We start from the raw sequence: 20,299 nt of genomic DNA on the forward strand, positions 1-20,299 counted from the left end.
CAACTCTTGAGAACAAGCCCACGAGGAGAACACCATGACCGTTCATGATCGCATCGTCGCCGAGCCGTTTTCGCTGCAGCGCCGCAATCCGGCCGGCGGCACCAAGCCGCTGACCGTCTGGGGCTTCGCCAACGAAACCGACGTGTTGACCGACGTGCTGCTCGGATCGCCGAACTTCCTGCGCCATCTGTCGACCAGTTCGCTGTCCCGAAAACATCTGCGCGAAGCGCCGTGCAACGTCCAGATCGCGCAGGCGCAGCACAAGGACCTGGTTGCCGCCTACGAGCATTTCGGCGTCAACATCCACTGGCACGAGCCGACGCCGGAACTGCCGATGCAGGTTTATTCCCGCGATTCCAGCGTCATGACGCCCTATGGCGCCATCATCACCGCCATGGCCAACTGGTGGCGGCGCGGCGAGAACTACGCCGCCATCCGCACCTATGAAAAGCTCGGCATCCCGATCTACGACATGGTCACGGCGGGTACGTTCGAGGGCGGCGACTTCAACGTCATCGAGGACGGCGTGGTGCTGATCGGCTGCGGCGGCGCCCGCACGCAGGAGGAAGGCGCCCGCCAGGTGCAGGCCTGGTTCGACAAGGAGGGCTGGGAGACGCGCATCGCCTTCATCGACGAATACTATGTCCATATCGACCTGATGGTGGTGCCGATCGCCGAAAAGCTCACCGCCGTCTGCCTCGCCTGCACCGAGCCCGGCATTGTCGACTGGCTGAAGGGCAAGGGCCACGAGATCATCGACGTGCCGTTCCAGGACACGATGGCGCTCGGCTGCAACTTCATGTCGCTCGGCAAGGACCGGGTGATCGCGCCGACCTCCAGCAGGACGCTGATCGAAAAGCTCAAGGCGCGCGGCTTCGAGGTCGCCGCCGTCGACATGAGCGAGATCTCCAAGACCGGTGGCGGCATCCACTGCATGGCGCAGGCGCTGAAGCGCGAGGCGGCCTGAACAGTCCAGGCTTTTTTGGGCGGGTGATCGATTACGGCCGTTCCCCCGCTCCGCCATCAACAAACCTTGCGGCTGTGTCCTCGCCGCCCTTGTGAGCGTCGGCAAAATGGATGAATAGTCCAAACAGGGCGCCGCCCTGAAATTGCCCGCTTGCGGTTTTCAGGTCGCGCCACAGCCGAGCCGGGTTTTTGAATGGTCAGCCCTGAACCGCGCAAGAGAAGAGGTCCGATCGCCTCCCGCCTTCTGGCGCTGGATGCCTGGATCGATTCCTCGCTCTACGAGATCGGGTTCAAGGCGCGCCAGTTCTGGGAGGCGGCGACGATCTTCTCGCGGCGCTTCCGTCTCAAGGGCTGGCGGCGCGGTATCATCGAGATTTTGAGCGAAGGTTTTACGCTCGGCGCCGGCGGCATCGTGGTGATGCTGGCGCTGGCCATCCCCGCGTTCCAGGATACGGCCGGCGACTGGCGCGCCCAGGGCGATTTCGCCGTCACCTTCCTCGACCGCTATGGCAACGAGATCGGCCAGCGCGGCATTATCCAGCGCGACTCGGTGCCGGTCGACGAGATGCCCGATCACGTCATCAAGGCAGTGCTCGCCACCGAGGATCGGCGTTTCTTCGATCACTACGGCATCGATGTTCTGGGCCTGTCGCGCGCGATCTTCGAGAATGTGCGCGCGAACTCTGTCGTTCAGGGCGGCTCCAGCATCACCCAGCAGTTGGCCAAGAACCTGTTCCTGACCAATGAGCGGACCTTCGAGCGCAAGATCAAGGAAGCCTTCCTGTCGCTGTGGCTCGAGGCCAATCTGTCGAAGAAGGAAATCCTGCAGCTCTATCTCGACCGCGCCTATATGGGCGGCGGCACGTTCGGGATCGAAGCGGCGGCCGACTTCTATTTCGGCAAGAGCGTCAAGGACCTGAACCTTGCCGAGGCAGCGATGCTGGCCGGCCTGTTCAAGGCGCCGACCAAATACGCGCCGCACATCAACCTGCCGGCAGCGCGTGCCCGCGCCAATGTGGTGCTGTCCAACCTGGTCGATTCCGGTTTCATGACCGAGGGCCAGGTGCTGCAGGCAAGGCTGCACCCGGCCGATGTCGTCGACCGCGGCGAGCAGAAGAGCCCCGACTATTTCCTCGACTGGGCCTTCGACGAGGTCAAGAAGATCGCCAAGCCCGGCCAGCACTCGCTGGTTGCCCACACCACCTTCGACGCCAACATCCAGAAGGCGGCGGAAGAGTCCGTCGAATTCCACCTGCGCCAGTTCGGCAAGGAGTACAACGTCACCGAGGGCGCGGTTGTCGTCATCGAGACCAACGGCGCGGTCCGCGCCATCGTCGGCGGCCGCGACTACGGCGCCAGCCAGTTCAACCGCGCCACCAAGGCGCTGCGCCAGACCGGCTCGTCGTTCAAGCCCTATGTCTACGCCACGGCGATGGAGCATGGCTTCACGCCGAACTCTGTCATTTCGGGCGGACCGATCAGCTGGGGCAACTGGTCGCCGCACAATTACGGCGGCGAATCGGCGGGCAACATCACGCTGCTGATGGCGATGGCCAAGTCAATCAACACCGTGCCGGTGCGGCTGGCCAAGGACCATCTCGGTATCGGTCCGATCAAGGCGATGGCGGAATCATTCGGGGTGGAATCGCCGCTGGAGGGGCACAAGACCATGGTGCTCGGCACTTCGGGCATGACCGTGATGGACCAGGCGACGGGCTACAGCGTGTTCGCCCAGAACGGCTTCGTCGGTTCCCGGCACGGCATCACCCAGCTCGTCACCCGCACCGGCGACGTGGTGTATGACTGGACCAAGGATGCGCCGCCACCGCACCGGGTGCTCTCCGAGCAGGCGCTGAAATCCATGAACACCATGCTGACGGCAGTACCCGTGATGGGCACGGCCCGGCGTGCCCAGATTCCCAACATCGTCGTCGCCGGCAAGACCGGCACGACGCAATCCTACCGCGATGCCTGGTTCGTCGGCTTCACCGGCAACTACACGGCGGCCGTGTGGCTGGGCAATGATGATTTCACCCCGACCAAGAACATGACCGGTGGCTCGCTGCCGGCGATGGTCTGGCAGCGCCTGATGGTCTACGCGCACCAGAACATCGACCTGAAGCCGATCCCCGGCATCGACAAGCCGTTCGTCGACGAGCAGATCGCGGCCAAGGCCGCGGACGCGCAGAAGAAGAGCGAGGAACAGGCCGCGGCCGAGGCGGCGGCCGAACGCCCGCCGGTGCTGTCGAGCCGGACCACGCAGACGCTGAGGGATATGACCCAGCTGTTCCGGTCGGCGCCCAAACTTGACGCCCCTGCCCCGCCCGAAACGCTTTCGGCGCTGTGACATCCGCCCCGGCGCGGGTTTTAGCTCTTTGTTTTTATGCATGTCGTTCTCCCAAAACCGAGGCCACTTTCGGGCGACATGCATTAGCCGAGGTGCAAATCCGCCACGCCGGCTTGCCACGAGGCCCCGCGCCGCGATATCCCCGAACGGCAATCCTTCGCGCACGCGGCCCTTCATGCTCAAGAATGCCTTCCTGATGCTGCTTTCGCTTGCCATAGCCATTGGCGGCGGCGGCGCCAGCGTCTGGTACGCGCTGAAGATCCAGGACGGCGTCGGGGCGATCCGCATCGGCCAATGGACCGCCTTCCCCGACATCGGCACGCCGGCCGCCGACCCCTATTCCAAGGCGCGCGTGGCGCGCGAGGGCGTGCTGGCGCTCGGCCGTGCCGAGGGCCTGTCCTTCGTCGCGGAAAATGATGCTGCCGGCGACCAGCTCAAGCGGGAATGCAGCTACAGAATAGAGGGCGGATTTCCGACAGCCCGTTTCTGGACGCTCTACGCCGCCGATCAATCGCTCGGCGTCGTAGACACCGGCAAGCCGCGGCTTGCGGCCCTTCAGTCCTACGAGGTGCTGCGCCAGGCCGACAATTCGGTGATCATTTCGGTCGGCCATCACCCGATGCCCGGCAACTGGCTTTTGACCGACGGTTCCGGCCGGATGTATTTCGTCCTGACCTTCTACGACACGCCGATCGCCAGCAGCACCGGCCTGTCGGATGTTTCGCTGCCGAGGATAGTGAAGGCCGGCTGCGATGCGTAATGTCCCAGCCGCGCTGCGCCGTCTTTTCCATGCCGTCCTGCTCGGCCTTGTCGGCGCCGGCATCGTGCACATCGTGGTGCTGCTTCTGGTGCCGGAATTTTCAGAACGCGACGCCTGGTCGCGCCTGTCCATGGCCTCCGATCTCTACAGAATGAACCGGCTCGATGCCGAGGCGGGCGGCGCGCCGGTGGTGAAATCGGTCGACCCGCTATTCTATGCCACGGCCTGCCGGTTCGACCTGGAGGAAGGAATGGTTCGGATCAAGGCGCCGGGGAACGTCCCCTTCTGGTCGGTCTCGGTCTATGACCGCAGTGGCCACAATGTCTATTCCTTCAACGACCGTACGGCGACCGGCGGCAAGCTCGATGCGGTTGTGCTGACGCCGGCCCAGATGATCGACGTGCGCAAGGACTTGCCCGAGGATCTGCAGGGGGCGATCTTCGTCGAAGCGCCGATCGACGAGGGCATCTTCGTCATCCGCAGCTTTGTACCGGACGACAGCTGGAAGCCGATCGTGTCGCGCTTTCTCGATCAGAGCTCCTGCGAGCTGCAGGACTTCTAGGCCGCTAGCCAAAGCCCAGAGCTGACAGCCTGACGGACCAGGCCGCGACTTCAGTGATGCGGCACCGGCGTGCGCGGCGATCCCGGCTTGTCGGGCCCGGCAGGCCGCGCTTCGCCGGCATTGGACCGCTCATAGCGGATGCCGGGAAAGATGATGACCGCCGCCGGTATTTCGGTGGTTTGCTTGGCTCGATTGGTCGGTGCCGCACGCGGCACGAAAGACAGTACCATGCCCATGATTCGCGCATTCCTCTCGGTTTCCCCGGAGCACAACGCAACGCCTCCAAATATCATTAAGGCCGGCAGAGGGTTAACGGAGCGCTAACGGATCACCGCTAACTTGATCTTTGTCTTGAGGTCTGGACGTTCTGACCGGGGCAATCGCGAAACCGACATAGTCCCGGTTGAGCGTGATCAAGGCTTTGTATCTGTTATCGGGTATCCTTCGTGTCATCTTCGGACTTCAGGCAAATCGCGATACGGACCGAATCGGGCAAGGCCGAAAGGCTGTTCCGCGCCGCGGTGTCGGCGTTCTGCTCGCTGACGCGCCCATCGCGCCGTGAGATCGGCCAGCTCGAAGACCTGACGCTGCCGCTGTTCGACGATGTGTCGGTCGAATCGCGACGCTACGTGGCCGCCGCCCTTTCCGAATGCGAATATGCCCCCGCCGCGTTGGTGCGGCGCCTGTGCGAAGAACCGGTCGACATTGCCGCGCCACTGCTGATCCGCTCGCGCGCCGTCAGCGATATCGACCTGATCGCGCTGATCGGCCGGCACGGACTGCCGCATGCGCGCGCCATCGCGCGCCGCAAGGACCTGAACCCGACCATCGCCGATCTGATCAGTGTGCTCGAAAGACCGACGCTGGTGCGGGTGCGGGATCCGGAGGTGCAGGCCCCCGCGACACCAGCCGCAGCGCTCGTCAATGCGGAAGCGGCAGAGGACAGCGCGACAGCACAACAGCCCCCCGGCATTGCCGCCGAGAATGCACGGCGCAGGCTGCGCTCCATGATGCGCACCGGCGACGAAGCCCTGGCGGCGAGGGTCGACGCGTTCCCCGGTTCGGATACCTATGTCAAACTGCGCGAGACGGCGCTGACCGGAAACGCCGCGTTCTTCCAGACCGCGCTTGCGGACGCCCTCGACATTGATTTCTCGACCGCTCGCTCGCTGACCGCCAACCAGAACTATGCCTCGTTGCTTGCGGCGCTGCGTTCGCTCGACCTCAGCGAGGACCGGGCCTTCCTGATCACGGTCGCCATCTATCCCAGCCTGTTTCCGCATCCGCAGGCCATTCGCACCTATCTCGACCGCTACCGGCTGCTGCACCGCGATGTGGCGCTGGACAGGGTGCGGGGATGGAAGGCCGAGACCGTGTCCAGGATGGTCCGTGACGCCTCGCCTGCGAACAGCGACAGCCGCAAGGCCTCGAACAGCGACGATGCCGCCGCCCCCGTCCTCAGGGTGTCTTCACGGAAATAAGCTCTTCGACCGGAACGGTGCCTGCCTCGATCTCGACCACCCAGATGTCCGGATCGAACTTCTTTTCCCTCTCAAGACGGGCATCGAGCACGGCCGGATCGTCGCCGGCGGCGAGAAGGCTGAAGAAACGGTCATCGGGCTTGGCCGAATCATAACTTGTCTGCGGCGCCGGTCCGTAAAGGGCGACGTCACCCAGCCTGCCCCGCGTCAGCACGAAAACAGCACCCGCCTCGGTCGCGCCACGGTTGACCACGGCGGCAAATCCGCCGGCGCCGAAAACGCGGCGCACCAAGGCGGAAACCCACAGATCCGATGTGACGCGCATGAGACAGCTCCGAAAGCGTGCGGGCTATCTAGCGATAATTCCGCCGCTCGGCGAGCCGTCATTTCCCGATCAGTTGGTCAGGCCGATCTCGCGCATCTTGACGTAGACGATCTCGTCGGGCTCGCCGGTCTGCGGCAGGCCGAACAGCGACTGGAATTCCTTGATCGCCGCCTTGGTGCGCGCGCCGACGACACCGTCCAGCTGCATGTCGTCATTGCCGAACGCCTTGAGCCCGGCCTGGATCTTGACGATGCGGGGGTCCGGTCCCTGGGTCGGGGCGGTGCCCGACTGCCCCGCATTCGCCTGCCCGGAATTTGTCTGCAGGGACACCGGAACGGCGGCCTGCGTATCCGGGCGAGGCTGTGGTTTGGGCACGGAGGCGGTCTTCGGCGTTGCGCCAAGCTGATCGAGCAACAGCGCATCGATCTCGCCGGAAGCGTTGAGCCCGACCTTCTGCTGGTAGGCCTGTATGGCCTTGCGTGTATTGGGGCCCGAAATGCCGTCGACCGTGCCGGAATAGAAGTCGAGATCCTTCAATATGCCTTGCACCTGCTCGACCACCGGATCGCCCTTCATCGGGGCAGGCGCCGCATTGGGCCGCACGATGTTGATCGTCGTCTCCGGCTCGTCGGAGGCAGTGTGCGGAAAACCCTGGAAATTGCGGGTGGCGAAAAACGCCCCGGCATGCGGGAAAGGCTGATACCACAGCGCATTCGCCGAGACATAGAACAGCGTCACCAGGAATGCCGTCGATCCACCCACCAGCACGGGATTGCGCGAAATCATGCCGCCGACGGCTATGGCGCCGTCCTGGAAGGCGTTGCTGCGGCGTTTGACCGCCTTAGCCTGTTTTGCGGAGCGAGCCATTTCTGTCCCCTTTCGCCCTCGTCAGCGGCATTGTCAGCACCCCTGCCTCGTTCGCCGGGCGCCCCTTCGGCCCGTTGACCGGCAGACTGATGGTCACCGTGGTGCCCTCGCCCGGCATGCTTTCGATCGACATGGTGCCTTCGTGCAGCGCCACCAGCCCCTTCACCAGTGAAAGGCCAAGACCGGTCCCCTCGAAACGGCGCGTATAGTCGTTCTGGATCTGCATGAAGGGCTTGCCGAGGTTGGCGAAATCCTCCTCGGCGATGCCGATGCCGGTGTCCCTGACCCAGAAATGCAGGCGCGAGCCGATCCGCTTGGCACCAACGACGACATCGCCGCCATCGGGCGTGAACTTGATCGCATTGGAGACGAGATTGATGAGGATCTGCTGCACCGCGCGGCGATCGGCGTTGATGTCGCCGGCGTCCGGAGCGATCTGCGTCTGCAGGTCGATGTTCTTGGCCTGCGCCTGCAACCGCATCATCGACTGGCACATTTCGACGGCTTCCATGAACCGGAACGGCTCCGGTTCCGCCGTATAGGCGCCCGATTCGATCCTCGACACGTCGAGTATGGACGTCACCACGGCCAGAAGATGCTGGCCTGAATCCCGCACCAGGCCGACATATTCCTTCTGGCGCGGATCCTTGAAGGCGCCGAACATCTCATGCAGCAGCATGTCCGAGAAGCCGATGATGGCGTTCAGCGGCGTGCGCAGTTCATGGCTGACCACCGCCAGGAACCGTCCCTTGGCCACTTCGGCGGCGGCCGCCACCTCATTGGCCTGCGCGAGTTCCCCGCGCAGCCGGGCAGTTTCGTCATTTTCGCGCAAGACCAGCGTGAAGACATCGCCCTGCTCCTCACCGCGCACCAGTTCCAGCAGGAACGGCCGATAGTTATCGGCCATCAAGCGACTGTCATTTTGGCGATTGTCACTCTGGCCGTTGCCGTTCTGGGGCAGCCTGATGCGCAGTTCGAGGCGGCGCGACAGAGCACCATCACGCATGTCGGCAAGGGCGCTGAGATAGGAGACACGGTCCGACAGATGGACGCGGTCGAAGAAGCCGGTTCCGGAAAGCAGTTCAGGCGGCAATTTCAAAAGCGTGCGCGCCTTGGCCGAAGCGTCCAGGACCTCACCGTGGCGGGCGACCCGCAGGACCACCGCGTCGATGATGTCTTCCAGCCTATCACCGGGATCCAGCGTATCAGCCGCACCGGTGGTATCGCGAAACGCCGATATGCGGGGGATGAGCGTCAGTGCCCAGGCCAACGGCACCAGCCAATGCCAGGCGGCAATCTGTGCGCCCGCGAAGGGCAGGAAGGCCACGGCCAGAGGCTGAAGGGCAATGGCGGCAATGGCCGAGACCACTCCCCACAAGGCCGCGCGCCGCGAAGCGCCGATCCACCAGGCTTCGAAAGGCAGCGCCACGGCAAGCATGACGACGGGAGAGCTCAACCCGCCGGCGGCGGCGATGAGACCACCGAGGGCAACAGCCGCCATCGCCAGGGCGATCGGGGCGGCCGCGGCCATCTTGCCGGTCGCAGCCACCAGCAAGGCGACGAACCAGCACAGACCAAAGGCGGCGAAGATGGCGGCCATGGTCACCGCGGCGCCCATGCCTGATGTGACCAGCGTGACCGCGGCACCGGCGGCAAAGAATGGCGCCGCCAGCATGACGCCGATGAAACGGCGCTGGCGTTCGCGGCCGCTCTGCCCAAGAATGGAGGGATGGACCATACGTTCGCAACCGGCGGCAATCGCGCCAGGCAATTCAGCGTATCTGGCCTTGATCGGCATCAACTCAACGCACTCGCACTCGTCGTGAACAGCTCTGCTTTTGCAGATTGTTTTGATTGGCTCTGAAACTCTCATCCAGCGTTTAAGGAATGGATAAGGCAGCGCCGACCAAAGCCCGGCCTGCGGCAAATATCGGGACGGCGGCGGCCGAAAACCCGGGCAAATGCCGCCATAGTAAATGGAGGGTTATCTCCGAAAGCCCGCCGTCAGCGGACCATCGATGGGAAGAGAACCACCCTAATCCGAGGAAACATCAATGGAAACAAGCAGATCGATGGTTATCAGAAGGTAACGAAAATCGTCCCGATATGAAACAAATCCACTGCAAAACGCTTTGTTTCGAATTTGCCTAAAATTTGAGGAAAATTGTCGCCGTGCATGCAAGCCGTCCTTTGTGCCTGTGTGCCAAGATCTTGCCCATAAAAGAGGTCATGCCATATGACGCATGATCCGGTCACGACGAGAGGCGAGGCATGTTCTTCCTGATAAGAATGGCTTTCTGGTTTTCACTGGTGCTGCTGGCGCTGCCGCTGAGTGTCGGTTCCGAGCAGCCCGGGCAGGAAAGCGTCGGGCCGATCCAGGCCCTGTTCGCTGCACGCGACGCGGTGGGTGACATTGCCGGCATCTGCGAGCGCAAGCCCGATGTCTGTGAAACCGGCAAGTCGGCGATGCATACCATCACCGCACGCGCCAAGGAGACGGCCAAGATCGCGGCCGCCATGCTGGACGACAAGTCCGCCGGCCCCGACACCTCGACAATGACAGGCAGCGTGCCGGAAGAGATCGTCCTGCCCGAGACCGTCAACCTGCCGGTAAAGAACTAGGCTGCCGATAAAGAATTGAGCCGTCTCGACGGCACACCGCGGGCCGTCTGCCCTCTCGACGCCCGCGGTGTCCTTGTTTTTTCCGTGACGCAGCACTGCCGCGTGACTATATCCGGGTCATGACGACCACGATCCAGACGATCCGCGACGACTTCTCCTTCCTCGATGAGTGGGAGGACCGCTATCGTTACGTCATCGAACTCGGCGAAGCGCTGCCTCCCTTTCCCGATGCGGAACGCAACGCCGCCAACAAGGTGCCAGGTTGCGTCAGCCAGGTCTGGCTGACCACCGAAAAGGGACCGGGCAGCGATCCGGTCATTAACTTCACCGGCGATTCGGACGCCCATATCGTGCGCGGGCTGGTCGCGATCATGCTGGCGCTGTTTTCCGGAAGGACCGCCAGCGAAATCCAGAAAACCGATGCGGAAGCGACGCTGAAGGCACTCGGCCTGGACGAACACCTGTCGCCCCAGCGCGCCAATGGTCTCCGCTCGATGGTCAAGCGCATCAAGCGCGATGCCGAGGCGGCACTCAAGCAGACCGCCTGACGCCCCTGTCGGCCAACAACCCTGTCCCCAAAAATCAAACGGCGCCCGAAGGCGCCGTCGATGTCGGTTCGACCTGACAGGGCAGCGACTACCGCGCCTTGCGCTTGCGGCCAAGGCCCATCTTCTTGGCAAGCTGCGAGCGGGCCGCCGCATAGTTCGGGGCAACCATCGGGTAGCTCGGGTCGAGGTTCCACTTTTCGCGATACTGGTCCGGCGTCAGATCATAGTGGGTCATCAGGTGACGCTTGAGCGACTTGAACTTCTTGCCGTCCTCAAGACAGACAATGTAGTCGTCATGAACCGAGCGCTTCGGATTGACAGCCGGCTTCTGCTTGTCGGCAGGGGGCTGTTCGGCGGTTCCGCCCACGCGCCCGAGAGCGGCATGGACATCGGATATGAGGTTCGGCAGTTCGCCGACCGGTACGGGATTGTTGCTGACATAGGCGGCCACCACATCGGCAGTCAGCTCGATCAGCGCATCATTGTTTCTGGAAGGTGTTTCGACAATATCCATGATCTTCAGGCCCCAACAAGAGTTACGTCGGTCTGCGCCCCTTTTTACAGGCAGGGCATTGCACGAATTTTATGAAGGTAGAATTTCAGCGATTCGTGTCAGGGTCACATCAATGCGACCATAGACCAAGTAAGTCAATTCGCTCTTTGCCTTATATTTACGAAAATTGATCAACTATTCGCCAATCAGCTTCAATCTTTCGTGCATTATGTAATTTTTCGATATTTCGCGCGCCGAACCGGCAAAAGCTGACGTTACGTCAGATCATCGTTACATTCGCGACAACTCACAAAACAGGTTTCAATGCTCCGGTTTGCTTTGGCATCGGGCGAACAATCTTGGTTGTCACATCTGCCCGCAAAACCACAGGTTGCCGCCACCTTTTCGTGCAGGCGACCAAGGCGACATGTAGCCAGCCGGCCGCCTCGGACCAATCAATGCGGCTCGATCAATACGGGGTGATGAACTTGCCATAGGCCCAGCCGGTGACGAAGGTGCCGTTCTTGGCCGGATCATGCCAGATCTCACACCAGCGATAGCGAACCGTCTGCCGTTGCTTCCATGCCGGTTGATTGGCGATGTCGAGCAGGTTTATGCCATCGGTGCATCGTCCGGTCATCTGCAGGACGGTCCCGTTCGGGTATGCGGCCTGCTTCTGAGATGTGGCTGATGGATATTTGCGCACGTTGAGCGTGTCGCCGAACGGCACATTGGCCACTTGCCAAGCCGCGAATACGGTCGCATGAGACTGGCCGGCAAAGACCAGTGTTAACGAAGCAACGGCGAAAGTCGCGGCAATCCGAGACCGAATGGTCATCATCTTTCCTCCCGGCCCATCTCAAGGAGCCGACACCACCTCTAGGCCGCAGCCCTTGAACCCACCCTGATCGGCGTGTTCATTCACCATTCAAGATATTCCCCAGCGAGACGCAATGACCAAGACTCCCCGATTTCCGATCGTCAGCCCGCCAACACCCGAGAAGCGGCCGGTTTCCGATACCCATCACGGCATCACGCGAACCGATGAGTACGCATGGCTGCGAGCCGACAACTGGCAGGAGATGTTCAGGGATTCTTCCCTGCTCGATGCGGGCATCCGCGCCGAACTCGAAGCCGAAAACGCCTATCAGTCGAAGCTGATGGCCGACACATCGGACCTGCGGAAGCAGCTTTTCAAGGAAATGAAGGGCCGTATCAAGGAAGACGATTCATCCGTTCCCATGAACGACGGGCCCTATGCCTATGGTTCTTCCTTCAAGCTCGGAGGCGAGCAGCCGCGCTATTTCCGCATGCCGCGCGACGGCGGGCCTGAGCAGATCCTGCTCGACGGCGACATGGAGGGGGAAGGCAAAGCCTATTTCCGGCTCGGCGGTGTCGACCATTCGGCCGATCACGGCAAGCTGTTGTGGGCCTTCGACGACAAGGGTTCCGAGTTCTACACGCTGCGCGTGCGCGACCTTGCCGACGGCAAGGAACTGGCCGACGAGATCCCCGCCACCGGCGGTTCGGGTGTGTGGAACGCGGGCAATGACGGGTTCTTCTACACGCGCCTCGACCCCAACCACCGGCCGTCAAAAGTGCTGTTCCACGCACTGGGACAAGACCCTGAAAACGACCGCCTGATCTATGAGGAAGCCGATCCCGGCTTCTTCATGAATGTCGACGGCACCCGCAACAACCAATGGATCATGATCGGCATCAACGATCACGAAACCTCGGAATATCGCCTGTTGAGCGCCAGCGATCCGTTTGCCGAACCCAGGCTGGTATCGGCGCGCGAAACCGGGCTTCAGTATGAGTTGGAGGAAGGCGGCGACGTCTTCTTCATCCTGACCAATGCGGACGGCGCGAAGGACTTCAAGATCATGACGGCGCCGGCAAGCGATCCGGTTCGCGCCAACTGGCGGGAACTGGTCCCGCATGAGCCGGGCCGGCTGATCCTGTCGGTGATCGGCTTCAAGGACCATATGGTCCGACTTGAGCGCAAGGAGGGCCTGCCGCGCATCGTCGTGCGTGACCGCGCCAGTGGCGAGGAGCACCTGATTTCCTTCGACGAGGAAGCCTTCTCGCTCGGCCTGTCGGGTTCCTATGAATACGATACCGACATCATGCGCTTTTCCTATTCGTCGATGACGACGCCGGCGCAAGTCTTCGACTACAACATGCGCACCCGCGAGCGCATGCTGCTCAAGACCCAGGAAGTGCCGTCCGGTCACGACCCGGACCATTATGTCACAAGGCGGCTGATGGCGCCCGCCGCCGATGGCGAACTGGTGCCGATCTCGCTTCTGCACCATCGCGACACGCCGCTGGACGGATCGGCACCTTGCCTGCTCTACGGCTACGGCTCCTATGGCATTGCCGTGCCGGCCGCCTTCAACACCAACTGGTTCTCGCTGGTCGACCGCGGCCTCGTCTTTGCCATCGCGCATGTGCGCGGCGGCAAGGACAAGGGTTACGGCTGGTACGATGACGGCAAGCGTGAGCACAAGATGAACACCTTCACCGATTTCATCGCCTGCGCGCGCCATCTCGTTGCCGAGCGCTATACCGCGCATGACCGCACAGTCGCGCAAGGCGGGTCGGCCGGCGGCATGCTGATGGGCGCCGTCGCCAACATGGCGCCGGACTGCTTTGGCGGCATCGTCGCCGAGGTTCCGTTCGTCGACGTGCTCACCACCATGCTCGACGCGACCCTGCCGCTGACGCCGCCGGAATGGCCCGAATGGGGCAACCCGATCGCGTCCGCCGACGACTACCGGACGATCGCCGCCTATTCGCCCTACGACAATGTCGCGGCACTCGACTATCCGCCGATCCTGGCGCTTGCCGGCCTCACCGACCCGCGCGTCACCTATTGGGAGCCGGCCAAATGGGTGGCGCGGCTGCGCGACCGCAAGAGCGGCGACAATCCGGTGCTGTTCAAGATCAACATGGATTCCGGCCATGCCGGTGCGTCCGGCCGGTTCTCGCGCCTGGAAGAGATCGCCTATACCTATGCCTTCGCGCTGAAGGTGACGGGCAAGGCACAGCCTGCCGGGGAGACACTCAAATGATCGACCTGTCCACGTTGATTGCCTATATCGCCGTCGTGCTCGGCTTTGTCTTCATCCCGGGTCCGGCCACGCTGTTGACGATCGCCCGGGCAACAAGTTCGGGAACAAAGGTCGGGATCGCGACCGGCGCCGGGATCGCGGCCGGCGACATATTTCACACTGTCATGGCGATGGTCGGCATCTCCGCGATCATCGCCACGTCGGCGACGCTGTTCAGCATCGTAAAATATATCGGCGCGGCCTACCTCGTTTACCTCGGCATTCGCGCCATCATCGAGAAAACGCCGGCCGATCCCTCTGCCGGCGCGCTCGCCATCTCCGCCGGCAAGGCGTTTCGGCAGGCCGTCGTGACCGAAGTGCTCAACCCCAAGACCGCGCTGTTTTTCCTGGCATTCCTGCCTCAGTTCGTGCGGCCCGAAAACGGAACGGTGATGCTTCAATTGGCCGTATTGGGAGTTGTCTTCGTCGTGCTCGGTCTCTTCAGCACGGTCGTCTTTGCCGTGAGCGCCGGTCGCCTCGGCAGTTTCCTGCGCCGGAATCCGACCGTGCTGAAATGGCAGGGCAAGGTTGTCGGCGGCATCTACTGCGCCCTGGGCGTACGTCTGGCGCTGCAGCAACGCTGAGGGCTCGGGACAGCACGTTCACTTTTGGGTTCGGCGATCATGACTTTTTGAATTCTGCTTTGCTCATTTGCGCTCGCAATTGTGCCAGCCCCGCGCTAACCAGTGCGCGGCTTTTCGCAAGCCGCGCTTGCCATGTTTGCTACTGGGGTATGCCATGCTGCTCGTCAACGTCTATCTCGACAAATCGCCGATCCAAGGCATCGGCGTCTTTGCCAAGCACCACATCCACAAGGGTACGCTGATATGGAAGCTCGACCCCCGCTTCGACCGGATCATCGACGTCGAGACGTATGAGGGCGAAACCGGGCCGGTGAAGAACTATCTCGACCGCTATTCCTACCCGGACCGGCGCGATCCGGCCTATATCGTCTTCGAAGCCGACGACGCCCGCTACATGAACCATGACGATGAGCCGAATTGCGATGTCTCCTCACCCGAGGAAACCTTTGCGCTGCGCGACATCGCACCGGGCGAGGAACTGACCTGCAACTACAATCATTTCTTCGAGACGGGCTTCGATTTCCTCGGCGACCGGCACCTCTAGTCGATAATCAGTTCGCCGGTTTCTTGCGCGCGGGATAACCGTTCGGATGCGGCGGTACTGCCTTGAGATAGGCGGCGATCGCTGCACGATCCCCCGCAGTCAGCTCGGCCATGTTGCGCTGCACGTCGACCATGGCACCGCCGACGGAATCGAAGTCGGGCGTGAAGCCGGTTTCGAGATAGTTGGCTATGTCGGCTTCCGACCAGTTGGCGATGCCGCCCTTGCCCGACGTGACGTTGGGCACGACGCCTGAACCCTCCGCGGCCACGGCACCCGCCAGCCACTCGCTTTTCTTCGTCCCGCCCGCGAAATCACGCGGCGTGTGGCATTCGCCGCAATGGCCGGGTCCTTCGACCAGATAGCGGCCGGCCATGACCGGATCGGGCGTGCCATCGTGCAAGGCAATGACAGGCTGATCGCTGAGATAGAGCCGCTTCCACAGGCCGATGCCACGGCGGATGTTGAACGGGAATGCCAGCGTATTGGCCGGTGCCTTGCCGGCGACCGCGGGCAGCGTCTTCAGGAAGGCATAGAGATCGGCGATATCAGACGGCTTCATGCGGGCGTAGGACGCGTAGGGAAAGGCCGGATAGAAATGCTCGCCAGACGGCGACACGCCCTTGAGCATGGCGTTGGCGAGATCCTCGACCGACCATGCGCCGATGCCGTCCTTTGGATCTTGCGAAATGTTGGGCGGAACGAAGGTGCCGAACGGCGTCTTGAGTTCGAGGCCGCCCACCAGTTGAAGCCGCGCATCGCCCTGCGAGCCGGGCTTTGCGTGGCAGGATGTGCAGCCGCCGGCATAGAAAATGCGCTTGCCCCGGCTAGCGTCGCCCGGCCCGAGTTGCGCCAGGGCCGTCGTATCCAGCCTGACCGGCGCCGACAAAAGCCAACCGGCGGCCGCGCCGACACCGCCCAGAACGAGGGCCGCGCCGACAAGCTTCTTCAGCCATGCCATATCAGGCAATCAGCCCTTCTTGATCCTGTAGCCCTGATGGCAGGCGCCGCAATCCGAGCCGAGGGTGCCGACTTGAGCCTTCAGCGCGTCGGCATCGGCGGGAGCCCCGGCGACCGCGGCCTTGACGTCGGCGAGATACTTGTCCTCGGCGGCCTTGAAGCCGGCCGTGTCTTCCCAGATCTTCGGCCCCGCCGTGGTGTCGCCGGTATCGCTGCCTTTCGGGAACAAGGCATCGACGTCGAACTTCTCAGCATTCGCCTGCAGCGCCTGCAACTGCGTCAGCACGGCAGCGGCATCAAAGGGCTCCTCGCCCTTGGCCACTTTCGACAGACCGCCGACGATCTTTCCGCGCTCCTTCATCAGAGCCTGCCGGTCGAGGATCGGATCGGCAAAGGCCGCCGAACCGGCGAAGGCGAGCGTTGAGATGGCGATGACAAGCTTTCTCATTCATTTGGCTCCATGATGAAGGCATTTCAGGACAGGACGTTAACGGATGTCGCGGACGGATTATTCCCTTCCTTCGAGCGATTTTTGCCGAACGGTGAGTGACTGAAGATCTCGGCTCTCAAAAAGAAAAGCCCCGGAATGCCGGGGCTCTTCTGCGGGTCGATCAAGCTTTCTCGTACAATTCCAGCACGTGATCCCAGTTGATCAGGCTGTCGACGAACGCCTCGAGATATTTCGGCCGCGCGTTGCGGTAGTCGATGTAATAGGAATGCTCCCAGACATCGACGCCGAGGATAGGCGAGGCGCCATGAACGAGCGGGTTCTCGCCGTTCGGCGTCTTCGAGATCGCCAGCTTGCCGTCCTTGACCGAAACCCAGGCCCAGCCCGAACCGAACTGTGTCGTGCCGGCCGCGATGAAGTCGGCCTTGAACTTGTCGTAGCCGCCGAGATCGCTGTCGAAAGCCTTCTGCAGCGCACCAGGCAGCTTGTTGCCGCCGCCGCCCTTCTTCATCCACTTCCAGAAATGGATGTGATTGTAATGCTGCGCGGCATTGTTGAAGAGGCCGGCATTCTTGCCGAACGACTGCTTGACCACCTCTTCGACCGACAGATCGCCAAGGCCCGCCTCGGCGGCCAGCTTGTTGCCGTTGTCGACATAGGCCTTGTGGTGCTTGTCGTGGTGATACTCCAGCGTCTCTTTCGACATGTAAGGCTGCAAGGCCTCATAGTCGTAGGGCAGAGCGGGCAATTCAAAAGCCATGGGTAGTACTCCCTCGTGGAAAAATCCGGTGTCGATACCGGATTAAGATAGGTCTGGATTGAGCTGGAACAACTCCGGAAGTGAAGCGCCGGTTCCCTTTCTAAGCGGGTTCCGGAAAAAGTCACACGGTTTTCCTGCGGTGAGGCGTGCAGCGACAAAAAGGCCAGACCGGCGCGTCATCCGGCCGATTTCGAATGCGCCCATTCCCAATAGAGCTCACGCGCCTTCTTGGCCACCGGTCCGGGTTGCAGGTTGCGATCCTCGATGCGCGTGATCGGCACCACCTTGGAGTGGTTGCCGGTCGAAAAGATTTCGTCCGCTTCGAGGAAATCGCGCACCGACAAGGTCTTTTCAGTGGCTTTGAATCCGTACTCACCGAGTAGATTTATCGTGCGCGAACGCGTGATTCCGGACAGGAAGGTGCCGTTCGGCGCCGGCGTAAAGACATGTCCATCCTTGACCAGGAAAATGTTCGAGGTCCCGGTCTCGGCGACGTTGCCCAGCATGTCCAGAACCAGCGCATTGTCGAAGCCGCGCATCTTGGCTTCGAGGATGGCGCGGCCATTGTTGGGATAGAGGCATCCGGCCTTGGCATTGGTCGGCATGGTTTCGATCGTCGGGCGCCGGAACGGCGACACCGTCACCGAAAAGCCGGACGGCGAGATCATTGGCGATTCATAAAGGCAGAGGCAGAAACGGGTCGATGCGGGATCGGCCGGCACGCCCATGTAGCCGCCATGCTCGGCCCAGTACATCGGCCTGATATAGACCGCCGTCTTGCCGTCGAACTTCTTCAGCCCATCCCAGGTCAGCCCGACGATCTGTTCGGGCGTCATGTTCGGCTTGAGGCCAAGCGCGATCGCTGAGGCGTTCACCCGCCTGGCATGGAGGTCGAGGTCGGGCGCCACGCCCTCGAACCAGCGCGCCCCGTCGAACACGCTGGTGCCGAGCCACATCGCATGGCTGCGCGGCCCCAGTATGGCGACATTGCCCTCGTACCAGTCCCCGTCGACGAAGGTCCATGTCGCGGATTGCGCCGCTGCCGCCAGTGTCATTGCGTTGTCCCGTTCCAATCAATGTTGTGTGACAACATTGGATGATGCTTTGGCCGCCGCCGTCAACGGGCATCGGGGAGTTTTGTTGAGGCCAGCGGCCGGCGCGGTGCAATCAAGGCTTGCACCGCGCCCCGCCTCGCCTCAAAACTGTCGCCATGCAATACGCCGCCTATGTTTTCGACGCCTACGGCACACTGTTCGACGTGCATGCCGCCGTGCGCCGCCACGCTGACCAGATCGGGCCGGACGGCCAGTTGCTGTCGGAGATCTGGCGCGCCAAGCAGCTCGAATATTCCTGGGTGCGCACGCTGATGGGCGCCTATGCCGATTTCTGGCAGCTGACCGAACAGGCGCTCGACTTCGCCTTGCGCAAGGTCCCGTCGGCCGATTCAAGCCTGAAGGCCAAGCTGCTGGAAGCCTACTGGCGGCTGGATTGCTATCCTGAGGTGCCAGCCGTGCTGAAGGCGCTCAAGGCCTCGGGAGCCAGGCTGGCGATCCTCTCCAACGGCTCACCCGAAATGCTGGAAGCGGCCGTCAAATCCGCCGCGCTCGACCAGGTTCTGGACGACATCTATTCCGTCGACGCGGTGCGCCGCTTCAAGACCGATCCGGCGGTCTACGACATGGTCGCCACCGGCTGGCGCCTCTATCCCGGCGCGGTGTCCTTCCAGTCCTCCAATCGCTGGGACATTGCGGGGGCCACCAAATTCGGTTTCCGGACGGTGTGGATCAACCGTTCGAACCAGCCCGAGGAATATCGGGACTTCCCGCCAACCCTGATCCTGCCGACCCTCGAAGCATTGGTCACCGCCTAAGCTGCCCCTCTGTTGCCCTGACGCCACAGTGGCAGCGCGGTCACAGCTTCGCCTTTGTTTGTCCACGTTCGGGCCAGAATCGGAACCGCCTATCGCGCCAAGTGTCGTCAGGCACCTGCAACGGCGATCGGCGCATTGACGCTTTGTTGCGATTTGAGTCTTAAAGAAGGCAGTCATGTCCATAACCGAAATCGAATCCTATCGCCTGAGCCGTCGCGGCTTCCTCAACGCCGCAGCATTAGGCGCCGCATCGATCGCGGTTTCCGCATGCGCCACCACCGGCCCAGGGCCGGTCGAGCCACCGCCGCCGGCCTATGTCGAGCCGCCGCTTGCCGATTATGCGTCGATGTACGCGGCCGTCAGCGATGGCGGCTTCGACCTGCCGGCCATCCCCGTCGACAGGATCGATCCGCAGTTCCTGCGTCAGATCGTTCCCGACCCGACCGGGCAGAAACCAGGAACCATCGTCGTCGATACGACAGGCCATTTCCTCTATCTGGTTCGTCCGGGCGGTCAGGCTATCCGCTATGGCGTCGGCCTTGGCCGCGCCGGCTTCGAATGGTCGGGCGACGCTGTCGTCCAATGGAAGCAGAAATGGCCGAAATGGACGCCGCCGGATGAGATGATCGCCCGGCAGCCGGAACTGAAGCAGTACAGCGCCGACAATGGCGGCATGCCCGGCGGGCTGAAGAACCCGCTAGGTGCCCGTGCGCTCTATCTCTTCCAGGGCAATGTGGACACGCTTTACCGCCTGCACGGCTCGCCGGAATGGCGCTCGATCGGCAAATCGGTGTCATCGGGCTGCGTGCGCCTGATGAACCAGGACATCATCGACCTGTACGACCGCGTGCCGTCGAAAAGCCCGGTCATCGTGACCAGCGATGCCAGCCAGCCGATGGCGGCGGCGGCGACCGCGAACCACAAGGCCATCCCGATCGATGCCGGCGTGCCGGACGGATCTGTCCTACTCGGCCCCGTGAAAGCGGTCACGAACGCGATCTTCTGATCCGGCTTCGCCCAGGGAATATGCTCGGCGCCGCGTGTCCAAG

The 20,299-nt window shown here is 62.5% G+C and carries 22 protein-coding genes; 12 read left to right on the forward strand and 10 right to left on the reverse strand.

The features are described from left to right. Positions 1–34 precede the first annotated feature (34 nt). The 4 genes from AC07UC_RS26545 to AC07UC_RS26560 all read left to right on the forward strand — a co-directional run bounded on the left by AC07UC_RS26545 (position 35) and on the right by AC07UC_RS26560 (position 4,635). Positions 35–967: a dimethylarginine dimethylaminohydrolase family protein gene (locus tag AC07UC_RS26545; RefSeq protein ID WP_494907916.1), complete on the forward strand. Its 933-nt coding sequence runs from the start codon at positions 35–37 to the stop codon at positions 965–967. A 192-nt stretch (positions 968–1,159) separates the two neighbouring features. Further along, complete coding sequence (locus tag AC07UC_RS26550) at positions 1,160–3,313, forward strand: transglycosylase domain-containing protein (RefSeq protein WP_494907917.1); 2,154 nt, start codon at positions 1,160–1,162, stop codon at positions 3,311–3,313. 175 nt (positions 3,314–3,488) lie between these two features. Then, positions 3,489–4,073, forward strand: a complete 585-nt coding sequence (locus AC07UC_RS26555) for a DUF1214 domain-containing protein (protein ID WP_140768654.1) — start codon at positions 3,489–3,491, stop codon at positions 4,071–4,073. After that, entirely contained in the window at positions 4,066–4,635 is a 570-nt protein-coding gene (locus tag AC07UC_RS26560; protein WP_140768656.1) for a DUF1254 domain-containing protein, read from the forward strand. The genes AC07UC_RS26555 and AC07UC_RS26560 overlap by 8 nt, the downstream gene beginning before the upstream one ends. A 50-nt stretch (positions 4,636–4,685) precedes the next feature. Here the strand turns inward: AC07UC_RS26560 and AC07UC_RS26565 are convergent, their stop codons facing one another. After that, positions 4,686–4,871: a hypothetical protein gene (locus AC07UC_RS26565; RefSeq protein ID WP_140768658.1), complete on the reverse strand. Its 186-nt coding sequence runs from the start codon at positions 4,869–4,871 to the stop codon at positions 4,686–4,688. Positions 4,872–5,081: 210 nt separating this feature from the next. Between AC07UC_RS26565 and AC07UC_RS26570 the strand changes: the two genes are divergently transcribed. Continuing rightward, on the forward strand, positions 5,082–6,116 hold the full coding sequence (locus AC07UC_RS26570) for a hypothetical protein (protein WP_494907918.1): 1,035 nt from the start codon (positions 5,082–5,084) through the stop codon (positions 6,114–6,116). Here the strand turns inward: AC07UC_RS26570 and AC07UC_RS26575 are convergent. From AC07UC_RS26575 to AC07UC_RS26585, 3 genes are all read right to left on the reverse strand, one after another. Further along, on the reverse strand, positions 6,094–6,441 hold the full coding sequence (locus AC07UC_RS26575) for a DUF1491 family protein (protein WP_032929456.1): 348 nt from the start codon (positions 6,439–6,441) through the stop codon (positions 6,094–6,096). The genes AC07UC_RS26570 and AC07UC_RS26575 overlap by 23 nt on opposite strands. 69 nt (positions 6,442–6,510) lie before the next feature. After that, a complete protein-coding gene (locus AC07UC_RS26580; protein ID WP_140768662.1) occupies positions 6,511–7,308 on the reverse strand; it encodes a peptidoglycan-binding domain-containing protein in 798 nt (265 codons plus the stop codon). Then, complete coding sequence (locus AC07UC_RS26585) at positions 7,283–9,046, reverse strand: sensor histidine kinase (RefSeq protein WP_494907919.1); 1,764 nt, start codon at positions 9,044–9,046, stop codon at positions 7,283–7,285. The genes AC07UC_RS26580 and AC07UC_RS26585 overlap by 26 nt, the downstream gene beginning before the upstream one ends. Before the next feature lie 533 nt (positions 9,047–9,579). Between AC07UC_RS26585 and AC07UC_RS26590 the strand changes: the two genes are divergently transcribed. Both AC07UC_RS26590 and AC07UC_RS26595 read left to right on the forward strand, forming a co-directional pair. After that, positions 9,580–9,930 carry a DUF5330 domain-containing protein gene (locus AC07UC_RS26590; RefSeq protein WP_140768666.1) on the forward strand — a complete coding sequence of 117 codons (351 nt, stop codon included), beginning with the start codon at positions 9,580–9,582 and terminating at the stop codon, positions 9,928–9,930. A gap of 119 nt (positions 9,931–10,049) precedes the next feature. Continuing rightward, a complete protein-coding gene (locus AC07UC_RS26595) occupies positions 10,050–10,478 on the forward strand; it encodes a SufE family protein (protein WP_494907920.1) in 429 nt (142 codons plus the stop codon). Positions 10,479–10,566: 88 nt separating this feature from the next. On the opposite strand, the gene AC07UC_RS26600 is transcribed toward AC07UC_RS26595, so the two are convergent. After that, positions 10,567–10,992: a Ros/MucR family transcriptional regulator gene (locus tag AC07UC_RS26600; protein ID WP_010915014.1), complete on the reverse strand. Its 426-nt coding sequence runs from the start codon at positions 10,990–10,992 to the stop codon at positions 10,567–10,569. Between the two features lie 448 nt (positions 10,993–11,440). Then, a complete protein-coding gene (locus tag AC07UC_RS26605; RefSeq protein WP_494907921.1) occupies positions 11,441–11,809 on the reverse strand; it encodes an SH3 domain-containing protein in 369 nt (122 codons plus the stop codon). Positions 11,810–11,924: 115 nt separating this feature from the next. On the opposite strand from AC07UC_RS26605, the gene AC07UC_RS26610 reads away from it, so the two are divergent. From AC07UC_RS26610 to AC07UC_RS26620, 3 genes are all read left to right on the forward strand, one after another. Then, positions 11,925–14,048, forward strand: coding sequence for a S9 family peptidase (locus AC07UC_RS26610; protein WP_494907922.1), 2,124 nt, complete (start codon positions 11,925–11,927; stop codon positions 14,046–14,048). After that, entirely contained in the window at positions 14,045–14,671 is a 627-nt protein-coding gene (locus AC07UC_RS26615; protein WP_494907923.1) for a LysE family translocator, read from the forward strand. The genes AC07UC_RS26610 and AC07UC_RS26615 overlap by 4 nt, the downstream gene beginning before the upstream one ends. Positions 14,672–14,825: 154 nt before the next feature. After that, positions 14,826–15,215, forward strand: a complete 390-nt coding sequence (locus tag AC07UC_RS26620; RefSeq protein ID WP_494907924.1) for an SET domain-containing protein — start codon at positions 14,826–14,828, stop codon at positions 15,213–15,215. A gap of 7 nt (positions 15,216–15,222) precedes the next feature. Here the strand turns inward: AC07UC_RS26620 and AC07UC_RS26625 are convergent, their stop codons facing one another. The 4 genes from AC07UC_RS26625 to AC07UC_RS26640 all read right to left on the reverse strand — a co-directional run bounded on the left by AC07UC_RS26625 (position 15,223) and on the right by AC07UC_RS26640 (position 18,435). Then, positions 15,223–16,173, reverse strand: a complete 951-nt coding sequence (locus tag AC07UC_RS26625) for a cytochrome c (protein WP_494908993.1) — start codon at positions 16,171–16,173, stop codon at positions 15,223–15,225. A gap of 9 nt (positions 16,174–16,182) precedes the next feature. Continuing rightward, on the reverse strand, positions 16,183–16,620 hold the full coding sequence (locus AC07UC_RS26630) for a c-type cytochrome (RefSeq protein ID WP_140768690.1): 438 nt from the start codon (positions 16,618–16,620) through the stop codon (positions 16,183–16,185). Positions 16,621–16,783: 163 nt separating this feature from the next. Then, entirely contained in the window at positions 16,784–17,380 is a 597-nt protein-coding gene (locus AC07UC_RS26635) for a superoxide dismutase (RefSeq protein WP_056563640.1), read from the reverse strand. A gap of 176 nt (positions 17,381–17,556) precedes the next feature. Next, on the reverse strand, positions 17,557–18,435 hold the full coding sequence (locus AC07UC_RS26640; RefSeq protein WP_172374149.1) for a branched-chain amino acid aminotransferase: 879 nt from the start codon (positions 18,433–18,435) through the stop codon (positions 17,557–17,559). A gap of 155 nt (positions 18,436–18,590) precedes the next feature. Here AC07UC_RS26640 and AC07UC_RS26645 point away from each other — a divergent pair, with 155 nt between their 5' ends. Beyond that, positions 18,591–19,250, forward strand: coding sequence for a haloacid dehalogenase type II (locus AC07UC_RS26645; protein ID WP_494907925.1), 660 nt, complete (start codon positions 18,591–18,593; stop codon positions 19,248–19,250). Between the two features lie 175 nt (positions 19,251–19,425). Continuing rightward, entirely contained in the window at positions 19,426–20,256 is an 831-nt protein-coding gene (locus AC07UC_RS26650; RefSeq protein ID WP_494907926.1) for a L,D-transpeptidase, read from the forward strand. The last annotated feature ends 43 nt before the right edge of the window (positions 20,257–20,299 follow it).

The sequence above is a fragment of the Mesorhizobium sp. GW821-FHT04C10 genome (assembly GCF_059420305.1).

Bases quoted from the DNA above. Each gene is read 5' to 3' on its own strand.
- AC07UC_RS26545 (WP_494907916.1), top strand. From the start codon at position 35: ATGACCGTTCATGATCGCATCGTCGCCGAGCCGTTTTCGCTGCAGCGC.
- AC07UC_RS26550 (WP_494907917.1), top strand. From the start codon at position 1,160: ATGGTCAGCCCTGAACCGCGCAAGAGAAGAGGTCCGATCGCCTCCCGC.
- AC07UC_RS26555 (WP_140768654.1), top strand. From the start codon at position 3,489: ATGCTCAAGAATGCCTTCCTGATGCTGCTTTCGCTTGCCATAGCCATT.
- AC07UC_RS26560 (WP_140768656.1), top strand. From the start codon at position 4,066: ATGCGTAATGTCCCAGCCGCGCTGCGCCGTCTTTTCCATGCCGTCCTG.
- AC07UC_RS26565 (WP_140768658.1), bottom strand. From the start codon at position 4,871: ATGGGCATGGTACTGTCTTTCGTGCCGCGTGCGGCACCGACCAATCGA.
- AC07UC_RS26575 (WP_032929456.1), bottom strand. From the start codon at position 6,441: ATGCGCGTCACATCGGATCTGTGGGTTTCCGCCTTGGTGCGCCGCGTT.
- AC07UC_RS26580 (WP_140768662.1), bottom strand. From the start codon at position 7,308: ATGGCTCGCTCCGCAAAACAGGCTAAGGCGGTCAAACGCCGCAGCAAC.
- AC07UC_RS26585 (WP_494907919.1), bottom strand. From the start codon at position 9,046: ATGGTCCATCCCTCCATTCTTGGGCAGAGCGGCCGCGAACGCCAGCGC.
- AC07UC_RS26590 (WP_140768666.1), top strand. From the start codon at position 9,580: ATGTTCTTCCTGATAAGAATGGCTTTCTGGTTTTCACTGGTGCTGCTG.
- AC07UC_RS26595 (WP_494907920.1), top strand. From the start codon at position 10,050: ATGACGACCACGATCCAGACGATCCGCGACGACTTCTCCTTCCTCGAT.
- AC07UC_RS26600 (WP_010915014.1), bottom strand. From the start codon at position 10,992: ATGGATATTGTCGAAACACCTTCCAGAAACAATGATGCGCTGATCGAG.
- AC07UC_RS26605 (WP_494907921.1), bottom strand. From the start codon at position 11,809: ATGACCATTCGGTCTCGGATTGCCGCGACTTTCGCCGTTGCTTCGTTA.
- AC07UC_RS26610 (WP_494907922.1), top strand. From the start codon at position 11,925: ATGACCAAGACTCCCCGATTTCCGATCGTCAGCCCGCCAACACCCGAG.
- AC07UC_RS26615 (WP_494907923.1), top strand. From the start codon at position 14,045: ATGATCGACCTGTCCACGTTGATTGCCTATATCGCCGTCGTGCTCGGC.
- AC07UC_RS26620 (WP_494907924.1), top strand. From the start codon at position 14,826: ATGCTGCTCGTCAACGTCTATCTCGACAAATCGCCGATCCAAGGCATC.
- AC07UC_RS26625 (WP_494908993.1), bottom strand. From the start codon at position 16,173: ATGGCATGGCTGAAGAAGCTTGTCGGCGCGGCCCTCGTTCTGGGCGGT.
- AC07UC_RS26630 (WP_140768690.1), bottom strand. From the start codon at position 16,620: ATGAGAAAGCTTGTCATCGCCATCTCAACGCTCGCCTTCGCCGGTTCG.
- AC07UC_RS26635 (WP_056563640.1), bottom strand. From the start codon at position 17,380: ATGGCTTTTGAATTGCCCGCTCTGCCCTACGACTATGAGGCCTTGCAG.
- AC07UC_RS26640 (WP_172374149.1), bottom strand. From the start codon at position 18,435: ATGACACTGGCGGCAGCGGCGCAATCCGCGACATGGACCTTCGTCGAC.
- AC07UC_RS26645 (WP_494907925.1), top strand. From the start codon at position 18,591: ATGCAATACGCCGCCTATGTTTTCGACGCCTACGGCACACTGTTCGAC.
- AC07UC_RS26650 (WP_494907926.1), top strand. From the start codon at position 19,426: ATGTCCATAACCGAAATCGAATCCTATCGCCTGAGCCGTCGCGGCTTC.